Annotated in this window: 11 protein-coding genes and 3 pseudogenes; 4 read left to right on the top strand and 10 right to left on the bottom strand. The window is 38.9% G+C overall.

Going from position 1 to position 13,717, the window contains the following annotated elements; all coding sequences use genetic code 11:
- The first annotated feature begins 3 nt into the window (after positions 1-3).
- Positions 4-636: a bifunctional 4-hydroxy-2-oxoglutarate aldolase/2-dehydro-3-deoxy-phosphogluconate aldolase gene (locus tag ACLKML_RS04210; RefSeq protein ID WP_413282488.1), complete on the top strand. Its 633-nt coding sequence runs from the start codon at positions 4-6 to the stop codon at positions 634-636.
- A gap of 309 nt (positions 637-945) precedes the next feature.
- Here the strand turns inward: ACLKML_RS04210 and ACLKML_RS04205 are convergent, their stop codons facing one another.
- The 5 genes and pseudogenes from ACLKML_RS04205 to ACLKML_RS04185 form a co-directional block, all read right to left on the bottom strand.
- The gene (locus tag ACLKML_RS04205) at positions 946-1,221 is read right to left on the bottom strand and encodes a damage-inducible protein J (RefSeq protein WP_413282487.1); all 276 of its coding nucleotides are present in this window, start codon (positions 1,219-1,221) and stop codon (positions 946-948) included.
- Between the two features lie 84 nt (positions 1,222-1,305).
- Positions 1,306-2,262 (bottom strand): IS110 family transposase, encoded by a 957-nt coding sequence (locus ACLKML_RS04200; RefSeq protein WP_413282464.1) that lies wholly within the window; start codon positions 2,260-2,262, stop codon positions 1,306-1,308.
- Between the two features lie 335 nt (positions 2,263-2,597).
- The gene (locus ACLKML_RS04195) at positions 2,598-3,101 is read right to left on the bottom strand and encodes a GNAT family N-acetyltransferase (RefSeq protein ID WP_413282486.1); all 504 of its coding nucleotides are present in this window, start codon (positions 3,099-3,101) and stop codon (positions 2,598-2,600) included.
- Positions 3,092-3,358 carry a DUF1778 domain-containing protein gene (locus ACLKML_RS04190; protein ID WP_413282472.1) on the bottom strand — a complete coding sequence of 89 codons (267 nt, stop codon included), beginning with the start codon at positions 3,356-3,358 and terminating at the stop codon, positions 3,092-3,094. The genes ACLKML_RS04195 and ACLKML_RS04190 overlap by 10 nt, the downstream gene beginning before the upstream one ends.
- A gap of 245 nt (positions 3,359-3,603) precedes the next feature.
- Positions 3,604-4,482: pseudogene (locus ACLKML_RS04185) on the bottom strand (group II intron maturase-specific domain-containing protein); the annotation flags it as partial.
- A gap of 663 nt (positions 4,483-5,145) precedes the next feature.
- Here ACLKML_RS04185 and ACLKML_RS04180 point away from each other — a divergent pair.
- Positions 5,146-5,484 carry a cytosolic protein gene (locus tag ACLKML_RS04180; protein WP_413282485.1) on the top strand — a complete coding sequence of 113 codons (339 nt, stop codon included), beginning with the start codon at positions 5,146-5,148 and terminating at the stop codon, positions 5,482-5,484.
- 425 nt (positions 5,485-5,909) lie between these two features.
- Here ACLKML_RS04180 and ACLKML_RS04175 read toward each other — a convergent pair.
- Positions 5,910-6,293, bottom strand: a pseudogene (locus ACLKML_RS04175) (GNAT family N-acetyltransferase); the annotation flags it as partial.
- A 98-nt stretch (positions 6,294-6,391) separates the two neighbouring features.
- Between ACLKML_RS04175 and ACLKML_RS04170 the strand changes: the two are divergent.
- Positions 6,392-7,597, top strand: a complete 1,206-nt coding sequence (locus tag ACLKML_RS04170; protein WP_413282484.1) for a hypothetical protein — start codon at positions 6,392-6,394, stop codon at positions 7,595-7,597.
- A gap of 16 nt (positions 7,598-7,613) precedes the next feature.
- On the opposite strand, the pseudogene ACLKML_RS04165 reads toward ACLKML_RS04170, so the two are convergent.
- A pseudogene (locus tag ACLKML_RS04165) lies at positions 7,614-7,937 on the bottom strand (zeta toxin family protein); the annotation flags it as partial.
- Positions 7,938-8,410: 473 nt separating this feature from the next.
- On the opposite strand from ACLKML_RS04165, the gene ACLKML_RS04160 reads away from it, so the two are divergent.
- A complete protein-coding gene (locus ACLKML_RS04160) occupies positions 8,411-10,303 on the top strand; it encodes an EAL domain-containing protein (protein WP_413282483.1) in 1,893 nt (630 codons plus the stop codon).
- A gap of 115 nt (positions 10,304-10,418) precedes the next feature.
- Here ACLKML_RS04160 and ACLKML_RS04155 read toward each other — a convergent pair whose 3' ends face one another.
- From ACLKML_RS04155 to ACLKML_RS04145, 3 genes are all read right to left on the bottom strand, one after another.
- Positions 10,419-11,561, bottom strand: a complete 1,143-nt coding sequence (locus ACLKML_RS04155) for an iron-containing alcohol dehydrogenase (protein ID WP_413282482.1) — start codon at positions 11,559-11,561, stop codon at positions 10,419-10,421.
- A 10-nt stretch (positions 11,562-11,571) separates the two neighbouring features.
- Entirely contained in the window at positions 11,572-12,372 is an 801-nt protein-coding gene (gene rhaD / locus ACLKML_RS04150; protein ID WP_413282481.1) for a rhamnulose-1-phosphate aldolase, read from the bottom strand.
- Positions 12,373-12,449: 77 nt separating this feature from the next.
- A complete protein-coding gene (locus ACLKML_RS04145; protein ID WP_413282480.1) occupies positions 12,450-13,709 on the bottom strand; it encodes an L-rhamnose isomerase in 1,260 nt (419 codons plus the stop codon).
- Positions 13,710-13,717: the final 8 nt, after the last annotated feature.

The raw sequence follows: 13,717 nt of genomic DNA, 5'->3' as shown, positions 1-13,717 counted from the left end.
AATATGTCTGAACTAATTGCTAGGCTGTCTGAACACAAAGTTGTTCCTGTTATCGTTGTCGATAAGTCAGAAGATATTTTACCTTTGGGTGATATTCTTGTTGAGAATGGCTTGCCAGTGGCAGAAATTACTTTTCGTTCCTCGGCTGCAGAAGAAGCCATTCGAAAGCTGCGGGCCGCTCATCCACAGATTCTGATCGGTGCTGGTACTGTCCTCGATGAGATTCAGGTTGTTGCTGCAAAAAATGCAGGTGTAGATTTCATCGTTTCACCGGGCATCAATACCAGGACAATTGAGGCTTGCATTAAACATGATGTAGCCATCATTCCAGGGGTAAGCAGGCCTTCAGATATTGAATTAGCGCTGAATTATGGTATTCAACTAGTTAAATTTTTCCCGGCAGAGGCAGCGGGAGGAATACAGATGCTTAAAGCATTGCTAGGACCATATTCAATGTTAAAGGTTATGCCTACAGGCGGAGTATCGGCACATAATATCAGGGACTATCTCGCTATTGATGCAGTCACCGCCTGCGGAGGTTCCTGGATGGCTGATAAGAAACTGATAAATACTTCTAACTGGCGTGAAATCAATACGTTGGTAAAGGATGCGGTTCAGTTAGTTAATCAGAGTTAATGATCACTCGTATAATCCAAAATCGATAACTAAGCGCTGCTATTAATCAAAGATGGCAGCGTTTTTCTCTATTTAGAGCGAAATTTAATCTATGCACCAGACAATGTTCTACTTTAATCAAACTGGGCACCTCACTAATCGACTTTCCTATACCAAACGTTATCCGTATTTTTCTAATTTAAGTAATTAATCTAAGAAAGTTTTGTCGTCTACTCGACAAAGACCAGTTGTTAAATATTCGAGTTTTTAAGCATAAGATCTTAATTGATGCATTTACTGAAAGTGAGCTTCATTCTTTGACTAAAGATTTTAGGTATTACGGATTCTGGCTTTGCGCTCTTCCATTCGAGACTTAGCCGTTTGGTGCTCAACGAAAACGGATTTTCCTGAGTCAAACTTCTCAAATGCTAGGTTTACTTGTTCAGTTAGCCATGCATCGTGAGATAATGTTTTTCTTTGTTGTTCAGCGAGTTGCTCAGTAAGTTCACGGCAAGCATCACTTAAAGTTCGACCTTGGCTCTCAGCCATTTGTTGAGCTAGGCGTTTTGTTTCTTCATCAACACGAAATTGAATTCTAGTGTCCATGATGTATTCCTTTGTTGGTGTGTGTACAAATGTTAGCACTAGGCTTTGAGATGGGCAACTAACAAGGGGCTATGGTGTCAATAGCTAATTTTTTGCTACGGTTTCATCCCACATTACACCATCCCTTAGCATTGAATTTAAGATAACGACCATTTTTCTTACACAGGCAATAATAGCGACTTTTTTTGGTTTCCCCTGCTGAAGAAGTCGCTGATAATTCCGTTTAAATATAGGGTTGCATTGCATAGCTGACATCATCGCCATATAGAGAACGGTGCGAACTTGAGAGCGGCCACCTTGGATAGTTCTTTTTCCTTTAAACCGACCACTTTCCTTAGTTATTGGAGCGACACCAATAAGCGAAGCTGCTTGTTTGTTGGTGATATACCCTAATTCAGGAACATTGCTGATAATGGACGCCGCGACAATTTTACCTACTCCAGGCATACTTTGTAGGATCATGTTTTTAGCTTGATACTCAGGGCACTCTTCTATCATCTTTGCTATCTTTAATTCAATTTTTGTTATCTGATTTTTAAAAGCCGTTAAAATGGGTTTTATTGTTGAAGCTAGAGATTTTGGCAATATCTGAAGTCGATTTTTTTCCATAGTTTGCATGTTGAGTAACTGGTTTCTTCTTGCGACCAAATCACTCATAGCTCTCATGTTTTCAGGTCTTAATTGAGTTAAGGTTGGCTTTATAGCTTCGGAATAATGCGCAATAAGCTCTGCATCCAGCCTGTCGTTCTTTGCTCGCCTACCTGTTGCCCCAGCAAAGCGTTTTACATGTATTGGATTAGCAATAACGAAGGGTAGATTAGCCTCAGCACAAGCGATAATGAAGGGCATTTCTAACCTACCAGTGGCTTCTATGACGATTCGTTCAGGAGAATACTTCTTGATAGTTTTAATCGCTTCTTTTATGCCTTTGTCATCGTTAGATACGGTGAAGTAAATGTCGAGTGGTCGAATGTAGAAATCTAATTGCGACTTACCAGTATCAACACCGACATTAATGTTTTGAAGTGTACTTGTATTCATAATAAGCTAACTCTTGCTTGCGTAATGCGGGTTCGAGACCCAGTGGGCTATTCGAGTGTTTTGCTCGGAGTCCTATGCAGCGTTCGTTCTTGTTATCGGTCTCTCGACAGAGGAGCCAGCGTTTAATCGAACTACTGCATAGAAAGCCTAAGTTGCAGCTTAGGCTTGGGTCTCACATTACCCAAAAACAGAGGTAATTTCCCATACAAGGTGTTTGCCGTTCTCTTTCAATTTATGCTCCAACTTAACAACAAAGCTAAGGTATGGGGCATAAAATAACCACTCTAGGGTCAAATAGGGAAGCCAGATGCCTGCCCCACCTAGTTACTCAGGTTTCAATTACGAATCGTTTTTTCAATATCACAAACTCTTGCCATTAGCATAAGTGGGTGAACTTTCGATTCTTGGAAACCAAACTTTTTGTAGAAGGATTGAGCGCGTTCGTCTATCGCATGAACAAGAATACCGGCCCCACCAATAGCATTCATAGCGCTCATTGAGCGTAGTAGGCAATCTTTAAGCAAGCCAACTCCTATATTATTACTATGGTAATTTTCATCTACAGCAAGGCGAGCAAGTATCACCATTGGAATGGGATCTGGGCTGTTTCGCTTTAGAGCACTAAAAGCCTGTTCCCTTTGAACTGAACCCATTGCAATTGCATAATATCCCACCACTTTTTCAGTTACAGAGTCGGTCACAACGTAGACTCGCGCATGACCTTGTCTTTGACTTTTAAAAGCATTTTTAGATAACCAATTATCCAGTTCAGGGACACCGCACTGGAACCCACTAATGTTGTGCTCACGCATTAGCAATGTAGGTGCTGTTATTCCCACGGCGTTTTTCTGCTTAAGAGATCTTTAATGCCTTCGTTTGCTTGAGGTTCGGCATTGAGTGCGTTCTCAAATGCTTCAAATGCTTTTTCTTCAAGTAGAAAGTCTCTTTGGTTAGCCAGTACGCTTTGTGCTTCATTGAGGGCTGCTTGCTGTATGAATACCGTTCTGTCCACCTTCTGTAAACTCGCGGCAGCATCAATGATATCGCGGACGGACGGTAACACCCGCATATTTATTGGAGCTGATTTCGTAGCCATAATACTCACCTGTATATCTATTACATACACATGATAATCTATATTTGTGTGTAGTCAATAACTACACAGGTATTTCTAAGACTTGCTTGTTTCTGGGCATAAGCTTGTTCGCCTATCTCGCGCTGAAACATTGATGTCGAGTAGACGACACTTATTACCAAGTGCCGCCCCTCTAAGAACTGTACGTGCAACTTTCACTGCATACAGCTCAAGCCTCCGCTAAGGCGTATTACGTTACCCAGCGATCACAATGCAGCTAAAGCAGGTTCGAACCATGAGTTTCGTCCCAATTTCTTTGCCTTTCGTTCTTTAAGGAAAGGTTCATAAAAAGGATCATAAGGCGTTGCCTTGCTCATGATTTTTACATGCCTTTTAATTGGCGTTTTGGCTATCTGAACCAGATTAAAATGACAATCCATATTCGCGATCTTTTGCCAACCATGGAATTGCCATTCACCTCGTCGATTCAAGTAATATTTTCTACGCACCCAATCTTTGTTTTTCGTTGGATGACGCCTTACCGCCCAACGCCATAACAACCAGAAAAGTTGATGACTTACATAGTCGAAAGTTCGCTTTGCCACGCAGTGACGATAATAATTCGCCCAACCTCTCAGTTTTGGATTCAGTATTTTAATCAGATCGTTCACTGGAATTGTTGCGTGCTTTTTGATGAGTTCACGTAAGTTACCCAAAAATGACAGTACGTTGCTCTTACTTGGTTTAATAAGCAGTTTGCCTTTGTACTTTCTGAGATTAAATCCCAAAAAATTAAAACCATCATTTATGTGAGTTACGTGTGTTTTCTCTTCAGAAAGTGTTAAACCTCTTTCTTCTAGAAAGCCAATTAGCTGCGGTTTGATGTTGTTCACCAAAACTTCCTTTGAAGTCCCAGTTATTACAAAATCATCAGCGTATCCAATGAAGTTGACTCTATCGCCAGTTTTACGTGCTATCGACTTAACCAGATTTTCTAAACCTGCTAACGTCAACAGCATAAGCGTTGGGGAAATTATACCGCCTTGAGGCGTCCCCTCTGCTGTCTTGTAAAACAGTCCCTTATCGATAAAACCGCACTCAAGCCATTGCTTCAACATTCGTTTATCCGTTTGAATGTTATTTACCTGCACCACTATCGGCTGTCTTTACAGACCGCTTTCCCAAAGGGAGAAGTACAGGCTTACCCTGTTCCGTATGTCGCGCAACGTCGGGTTAGATGCCCACTATAATGCGGAGAGCGTCTTGATCACGAAAGAGCACTGTCCAATCTCTTTCCTACTCTCATGCCTTTTGGCCACAGCGTATTAACCACTTCCGCTGATCCACGTATAACGCATCTTAAATGGATTCACTTACGTTCATCATACCAACACCCTAGCACTCACCCAATTGTGGTTATCAGGAGAAACGTCCTCTCACGAATTCATTCCCGCTCAGCAAAGGCTGAACTTCGTTACATTGCCGGGTTCGCTGCTTTATTCAGAACCCTAGGGTCATCTGGTGATACAGATGGTTCACACTTGTTGCGGTGAACAGCACTTCATACGACTTCAGGTCGCACGGACAATTCCGTGTTGTATTCATTGCTAAATTAGCATTTAGTAAATTACTTGAGGTACAGAAAATCCTCTAATGATTTCATCTGTGACGTTAGCTACGTCCATAAAATCATCAAAATCGTCAGTGGCGTATATTTTTCACAATTACCGCCTTTAGCAACGAAATCTCTACTACGCCCAGTCTCTGATAGTGATAAAATCTCCACATCATAATTATCGAGAAACTCTATGTTCATCCATCATGTTAATGGCATCGACTGGCTGGTGATAACAGCTTTTGAAGAACTGAAAACTATGTTTATCGAAGAAGCCGGCGCGATTCCATCCTGCTTCTCTAGTGACAGCGAATTGAGCCTGATTGAACAAGCCAAGCGCACTTACGGATATTTGCCCACATTCAACGGCGTAATTACTGATACTGGCACCTATCAACGCAAGAACAACGAAGAAGATTTGAACCCACAGCTTGCCTGTCTAGTTGAAGGGCGTGGCCGAGTGTTTATCTACCACGATGGCTTTGTTGCTTTTGTAGATGATGAGCAAACTTTCATTACCCGAATAGACTGAAAATTATTCAGTAGGTTTGCAGTGGAGAATTGGTATCCTTAGCAAAAAATGGGGCAGAACCTTCTCAGCCAAACTAGTGAATCAACTCATTTTTGGACATGGTTTGCTAGTAAATCTCCTAATTTAGTAAACCATGAATAACTACAGGTATTGCAAAGTCAAGTTATGGAGAGCTAGCACGGCAGTAAAGTTGCTTGCTCTAATACCTCCTTTAATAGAAAAGTAAAAGACCAGAGCAATAAGAATATGCCTCAGCTGTCAGCATGAAATAGCGTGCGTAGGGAGTTGGCCGATATAGCCGAAAGGTGACGATAGAAGAAAGAAAAAATGGTTAATTAATTGATAAGATGACATCAGCCTTGCTCAACACTCGGAATTTAGTGTTATCTTCACTACACCTTAATCTCTATTTATTATATTCGTACTTATTGACTAAACAACTGTTCTACTGTTTTCATTGGTAAGAACATTCGAATACGACCGTTATTGTCACACAGGACTTCAAAACCAAACTTCGTATAAAATGCTTGTGCGGGGTCTGTAAGGCAGTCCACTACGATAGCATAAGCTCTCATATGGTGATTGACTTCCCAAAGGTACTTTAAAGCGCGAATCAAACTGACCTTTCCTAGCCCTGAGCCATGAAACTCTTTATGAACAGCCAACTGAGCTAATAGAAAAACAGGAATTGGATATCTAGGTAACTTTTTCACTAGCTTAGAAGGTAAAGTCTCTCGGCTGATTGAGCTAGGCGCTACGCTATAAAAAGCACAAATAGCGTACTTTTGATTAAGCAATGGTTGTGAATTGTAGAGCGCTAACGGGAAAGTTTGATTTATGGTGCGATTGCAACTGAATTCATATAAAATAGCATAACTAATTGATTCCTAAATTGTCAGAGGCTAAGATGAAAAAAACTATAATTGCATTAAGCTGTGCAGCCATCATCGGTAGTGGTGCCTTCGTTGCTAACAACATGTTGATTAAGAATGCAGCTGAAACTGTGGCCAATGAAGTTGAAAGCTCACTAATTGGACTAAAAAACAAGTTCATAGATGCTCAACTCATCGATACCGAAATCAACAATAACAATATCAAACAGCATTTCGCTATCTACATAAACAACGGTTCAAAAAGACTTCCTGAACCAATCTACCTCAACCACACAGCAACGGTTGCGCCATTTGGACTTAGTGTTGACGGTAACTTTAGTCTCCCGAAAGATAAAGGGCTAACCTCAACGTTAGTCAAAGAGGTTGCGAGCTTGAATGAAAACATAAAATATAAATTTGATACCAGCAATCAATCTTTAGATCTACAAAGCAACTTCTCACTCGGAGAAATCAACATAGGCCGTTCCAATAACTTCAAACTTGGCGATGTTGAGATTCTGTTCAACGGCAATAAAGAAGCCTTCACTACATCCACAAAAATTGACGGCATTAGAATCTCTGAAAGAAGGGAGCAGGTTTATCTAAACGGCATTGAGCTTAAGTCAAATATCACCAATAACACCCATCATACTGAAATTATAGTAAATGATGGAGGCTACAACGATCGATCTGGTGGAGTTAGCTTCAAAGACGCGAAGCTTCATTCAGCAATTACAATTGAAGACAATACCAGCCTGAAGCTTGATTGGGACGTTGACTCTCTAGACCTTCAATCTCCAAACATCACCCAACTATCGAACAAACTTGGCTTAAGTGGTGAGATTAATCAAGTTAACACTCAAGAGCTTAACAACTTCATCGATTTGATTGAAAGCAATCCGACAGAGGAAACAATTCAGGCTACTTTTAAATCCATAATAGGTAATGGGATCAAATTCGAGAACATCAACATCTTCGTTAATGACTCAAATACAGATGGGAAAATTGAAATAATGCCTACAAATTATAAAGGCTTAACTAACCGAGAATCACGAGAGGCACTTGAAAATTCCCTTAAAATTGACTTCAATATCACTATCACACCAAAGCTAGTTAAATTATTTAAAATCAATCAAAGCATATTGGACAGAATGTGGAACCAAGAAGAGTCAGGTAACTACACCACAACATTCAAGCAATCACTTGGGAAGCAGTTTATCAACGGCATCGAAGTGAACTAACATTTCATTCAGGGGTCTATTGCTGCCTACCATTTGAACATGCTGGGCGGCATGAATTCTCAGAGAAAATTCCAAAATACTCCATATTCATAGTCCCACCTTTCTTCACAGTATAATTCGGTTTCAGATAAGGTTTCAAGCTACTAACATTACTATGATAAGTTCTAGTGCTGCCATCATTATCTTTCATCAACAAGTCGACTTGGATCTTTTTACCGAATTTTTCCTTCAACGCCTCTATAACTGTCTGAGAACCAAAAAATTGTTCTACGAAGAGTTCAGGGAGAATTTTTCTACCTTCAACTTTTTCTCTCGCTTTAACATATTACCATGCCAGTTCAAACTAAACCGACGGCACGTTGGGTATTCTTAAAATTTGAAGGGATCGACACACTCGAATTCGGTGATAAGAGCTTCATAGCCGGTGTGCAAGAGCATCAAATACAATTGCTGAAATTGTTAAGTAAGTTATAGGAAGCAATTTATTCCTGAATTAGGTGCAGAAACTTAGTCTTATTTAACATCAAGTGTAAAATCACACCAAATATGATCTTTTAAAAAAACTTTAAATTATATAAGTATACTTTTTATCACTACTTAGTTATTGTGATTATGATATTTTTTTGATGAGCATTTACATCATACTAATATTGAGTCGACAAGGGTTTTTTTATAGTTTCTTGATATATGAATTGTGAAAGTGTGATCGAAAATGGAATTTTTGACTAAAATTGGGATTCCCTTCGTTATAATTTTCAAGATTCATTTTTTCTATTTAAAAAAAATTTAATAAAAATTATAAGTTATTGGTATATGTATAAATATAAATATAAACGTCTGTTAATTCTCTCATCTAACCTTCCAGTGTTGTTAACAATTAATATAGGTATCGCATCTACGTTGGTGATGGCAAACATATATGAGAGCGATATCCATAATGGTAAACTTAGCTGGTTATTTGTACTTTACGCTGTTACTGGTATTCGTTTTCTCATTCATCATTTTGTTTCTAATGAAAACAAGTATAAATTAGATTTTCACTTGATTGGTGTTATCGCTGCAGGGATCGCATGGGCATCTTATCCATATGTATTTCATCAAAGCATGGCGACAAAAGAAATCATGTTTACGTTGATTATATTTTGCGGAATGTCTGGTGGAAGTGTGAATTTATTATCATCTGACCTTCGATCTGCTCTCGCATTTGTATCTCTAACCGTTTTTCCATATAGCTATGTATTAATTACTGGCAATGATCCCAGTCTTGTCAGTCTTGGAGTTATGGGCGTAGCGTTTGGCATTGCTTTGTGTATTACCGCTATAAAAAGTGCTCAATTGATACTTTCATTTATAGAAAATCAATCAAAAATAGAAAATTTACTATCAAATTTAGAAATAGAGTCCGATGATAAAACTAACTTAATCAGAAGAATGGAACAAAGGGATAAGCTGACAGGACTGTTCAACAGAGAAAATTTTAGCTCTGTGATTGCGATGAAACGTGCCAAGCTTACGAAACCAACGTCAGCCAATGGTTTTATACTTATTGACGTAGAACAATTTCATATAATCAACCATAACTTTGGTCATCATTACGGTGACCAGCTTATCTCAAAAATTGGAAGTGTACTCATCGATATTAATAAATCTTATGGGTCAAGTTCTGCTCGGTACGGCATTGATGAATTTATCATCCACATTGATGCCGATACAGAATTCGATATCATTCAATTTATTGAAAAGATAAGAGCACATTTGACAGTGTGCTTTCAATTTGAAAATATTCGAATTAATCCTGATTATCACATTGGATATTATTTTTGTGATGATTCTATCTTAATCAATCAAGCGACAAGAAATGCATATTTAGCCGTAACTGAGGCAAAAAAAAATAATATTCGAATTTATAGGTTTGATAGAGAAATTCAAAAAACATTAAAACGAAATAAATATATTCAAAAAGCCATCAAAACAGCCATAGAAAACAAGAGTTTTTACATGAACTTTCAACCAATTATTGGTTCAGTAGATAAAAAAATTCATTCCTTTGAATCTCTTGTTCGATGGAAACTGAAAGGGAAATTTATATCTCCTGATGAGTTCATATCAATAGCAGAAGAGCATGGCTTGATAGTTGAACTAGGTCGCTTAATTTTGAACATGTCCATAGAAGCTTTGGCAAGAGTGAATGAAACTTATCCAGATATTTCTATATCAATCAACGTTTCTGTCATTCAATTAGAAAATGACGATTTCTTAGGTGATCTACAGCACCAAATGACGAAGTATAAAATCAATCCCAATAATGTTCATTTAGAAATAACTGAAACAGCTATGATCACCGATATTTGTAAACTCTCTCAAATCATCCATGCTGCAAAAGATCTAGGGGTTATGATTTCGGTAGATGATTTTGGTACCGGGTTTTCTTCAATCTCTGTACTGAGAAATCTTCAAATTGATTATATTAAAATTGATAAATCTTATATTGATGGTATTTGCTCGTGTGAAAAAGAAAGAAGTATCGTCTCTGCAGTGACTAAAATGGCTCATACTATTGATACACAGGTAATAGCAGAAGGTGTTGAAAGTAATGAACAACTAGATGCCATTACACAAAGTGATATTGATTTTTACCAAGGTTACTTGTTTAGTAAGCCAGTAAGTTTTAAGGAAATGATGTCGCTGTTAAGTATGAACTCGTAAGATATTAACTAGAAGAAATCAGCATAAACCACTGCCCGAAAAAGGGCAGTGAGTCAAAAGAGCCACATTTGGCCAAGCCATTCATATGCATCTGTTGATAGAACACCCTCTTAAACTAAAGAGCACTTTCATATAATTCAATGATTTGTTCACGACTCATTGGATGTGGGTTACCTCCAGCACAAGGATCAGCCATAGCATCGTCCACCCAATTTTGAATATCTGTTTTAGTTACACCTAACTGGCCAAAACCTTCCGGAATACCAACACGGCGGTTAAGCGAATTAAGTCCATCAATCGCGGCGAGGCTAGCTTGTTCTACAGTCATATTTGACGTATCGGTTCCAAGTGCTTTAGCGATCTGCGCAAATTTTTCTACACAATATGGACGGTTAAATTCACTTACGATTGGTAATAATATTGCATTACATACACCATGAGGCAGATCTTTATGAGCGCCAGCAGGGTGCGCCATCGCGTGAACCATTCCAAGTCCCGCATTATTGAATGACAAACCAGCTATAAACTGACCATATGCCATCATCTCGCGAGCCTCGACATTAGAACCATCATCAACCGCTAATGGTAAACTCTGTGCGATAGTGGTGATTGCTTCTAAAGAAATGTAGTCTGTTAATTTATGAGCCCCAACAGATACAAAAGATTCTACAGCATGTGTTAAAGCATCGATACCTGTGGCTGCTGTTGTACTACTAGGCAAACCTAGCATTACGCTAGGGTCATTAACGGATATGTCCGGTATAATTTTGTCTGATATAATTACATGCTTTACATGCGTGTCTGTATCAGTAATTACTGCATTACTCGTAACTTCTGCCGCAGTTCCAGCCGTTGTATTAATAGCATACATTGGAGCCCCAAGACGTCTGACTTTTTCGACACCATTATAAATAGCTATGGGGCCATCATTAGCAGATAAAATTTTAATCGCTTTTGCTGTATCAATAGAGCTACCACCACCAAAGCCAATGATGTATTGAGCATCTGAACTACAATACATCTCATACGCAGTATTCACCGTATTTGTATCTGGATTAGGACGTACATCTTTAAACAGAACTAAGTCAAGTTCACTGTCGAGTAATTGATCGGCAAAACCAAGATCTACCAATGTAGGATCGCAAATAAGAATGCCTTTTTCATTACTATGCTCATCAGATAGACGTTCAATCAAAGCTTCAATTGCCCCAACACCTGAATAATTAATTTTTGGAAAAGCTAATTTAAACACACTCATAGTCTAGGCCTTATAGGTTAAATTCTTGTTTTAATATTTCCATATTTTCTTTAGTCACACCTTCAGGCTCATAACCAGCAGATATACACATCAAATATAACTTGGCACCTTTATTTGCAACATCAATATAGTCGAATGCTTGTAATACATCTGCTCCGGAGGCAGTTGCACCATGTTTTTCCCAAATAGCAACGTCGTGATCTGCTAATACAGCGGTTGTACCATCAGCCATCTCTTCTGAAGAAGGCAGGCAATATGGGATAATACCAATACCACGTGGCACAAATGCTCGTACTTCGGGTAGCATTTTCCAACAAGTATGTGTAAAAATGTCACTACTTTTAGATATCTCTGGATGATGAGAAAGAGCAATCAATTCTAATGGATGCGTATGAACAACCGACTTATGGTCAGAGCCAATTTTATGTTTATCTACTAATATTTTAATATGACTAATGAATTCAGAAGTTGGAGCGAAATCATCACTTGCTTTACCACCCCATAAAATCTGGTAGCCATTAGCCGTTGAATTAATTTTAAGAACGCAACCGGCATAATCTGGATCACGTAATTCACGAATACGCTGGCCAGTTCCTTTTACATAATAAATCCGGTTAGCACTTTCTAATGGTAACTGTAATGATAGTTTTTTTTCTGGGATACCAATTTTAGGTATTTCGTCAAATAAATCTGTCACATCAACAGAAATGTTACCTCCATTTCGTTCTGCCCATTCCCGTTGCCAAAGATATTGGGATACTTCACTTACTTTCTCTATTTCACGCATGACCGCATCGTTTAATTGAATCATAGTTTTGCCTTTTGATATCTACTTAACCAAACAAGCCAGATACATCATCTGACTTGTGAACTGTGGAACGAGTTTAATTAACGGGTTTTCAGAATTGTTGCTTCGTACTCTTTCAAGTCATTGATCCAATCAAATCCGACTGGAACTTCATTCTGCAAACACTGATAGTTCCATACTGCAGCCCATGGCAAAGAATGTGTTTCTTCAATCAAGCCTAGACGGGTAGTGTAGTCAAATGACGTTTCGGCTTCTTTTAATTGTTCTACGGGTTCTAACAAAGCTTTAAGAAGTGCTTTTTGTGCATTGCGAGTACCGATAACCCAAGCCGCGACACGATTGATTGATGCATCGAAGAAATCTAAGCCAATAGCGACACGATCCAACAGATTGTTACGAACTATTTCACGCATAATTGCCTGAGTTTCATCATCGAAGGAAACAACATGATCCGAATCCCATCGAACTGGGCGAGTGACGTGCAATTGTAGGTCATTCACATACAATGAACATGCACTGATTTTGTCACTAATAACTTCAGTCGGATGAAAATGGCCAGCATCCAAACATAATGCAGTACCGCGAGTTGCTGCATATGCTAAATAAAACTCATTGCTGCCAACTGTATATGCTTCAGCACCAATACCGAACAATTTACTTTCCACTGCATCTTTATGAAACGCTGGGTCTATTTTCTCAGCGAGTGCTTTGTCCAGAGAATCAGCTAAACGAGCACGAGGTGACAAACGATCAATTGGCTGGTCTTTCATACCATCTGGGATCCAAATATTCATGAATGACGCAGAGCCGAGTTCTCGACCAAAATATTCAGAAATCTTACGGCTAGCTTTTACGTGATCGATCCAAAATTGACGTATTTCTTCATTAGGATGAGATAATGTCAAACCATCATCTGCGTTAGGGTGTGAGAACAATGTTGGGTTAAAATCTAAACCTAAATCTTTCTCTTTTGCCCATTCAACCCAACGGGTAAAGTGCTTAGGTTGTATCTGATCACGTTCCACATACTCATCGGCATCGATATAAATAGCATGTAGGTTTACACGCTTCTTACCAGGAATTAAAGAAAAGGCTTTTTCCATATCTGTTCGTAACTGTTCTGGCGTTTTCGCCGCGCCAGGATAGTTACCTGTAGCTTGAATACCACCACTTAACGCTGTATCAGGAGATTCAAAACCGCGAACATCATCACCTTGCCAGCAGTGCATAGATATTGGGGTTCTATTCAGTCGTTCTAGTGCTTCATCTGTATCTACACCATATTTTTTGAACGTCTCTTTTGCTTGTTCATAAGCTGAAATTATCTGCTCTTTGCTCATTGTTATGT

Origin of the sequence: Vibrio sp. MA40-2, from assembly GCF_047302445.1 — a bacterium.
In the GTDB taxonomy this organism is placed as follows: domain Bacteria; phylum Pseudomonadota; class Gammaproteobacteria; order Enterobacterales; family Vibrionaceae; genus Vibrio.
The sequence above is the reverse complement of the archived record's forward strand: the minus strand, read 5'-3'. Positions and strand labels throughout refer to the sequence as shown.

Coding starts and splice junctions, on each gene's coding strand:
- ACLKML_RS04210 (WP_413282488.1), top strand. CDS start 4: ATGTCTGAACTAATTGCTAGGCTGTCTGAACACAAAGTTGTTCCTGTT.
- ACLKML_RS04205 (WP_413282487.1), bottom strand. CDS start 1,221: ATGGACACTAGAATTCAATTTCGTGTTGATGAAGAAACAAAACGCCTA.
- ACLKML_RS04200 (WP_413282464.1), bottom strand. CDS start 2,262: ATGAATACAAGTACACTTCAAAACATTAATGTCGGTGTTGATACTGGT.
- ACLKML_RS04190 (WP_413282472.1), bottom strand. CDS start 3,358: ATGGCTACGAAATCAGCTCCAATAAATATGCGGGTGTTACCGTCCGTC.
- ACLKML_RS04180 (WP_413282485.1), top strand. CDS start 5,146: ATGTTCATCCATCATGTTAATGGCATCGACTGGCTGGTGATAACAGCT.
- ACLKML_RS04170 (WP_413282484.1), top strand. CDS start 6,392: ATGAAAAAAACTATAATTGCATTAAGCTGTGCAGCCATCATCGGTAGT.
- ACLKML_RS04160 (WP_413282483.1), top strand. CDS start 8,411: ATGTATAAATATAAATATAAACGTCTGTTAATTCTCTCATCTAACCTT.
- ACLKML_RS04155 (WP_413282482.1), bottom strand. CDS start 11,561: ATGAGTGTGTTTAAATTAGCTTTTCCAAAAATTAATTATTCAGGTGTT.
- rhaD (WP_413282481.1), bottom strand. CDS start 12,372: ATGATTCAATTAAACGATGCGGTCATGCGTGAAATAGAGAAAGTAAGT.
- ACLKML_RS04145 (WP_413282480.1), bottom strand. CDS start 13,709: ATGAGCAAAGAGCAGATAATTTCAGCTTATGAACAAGCAAAAGAGACG.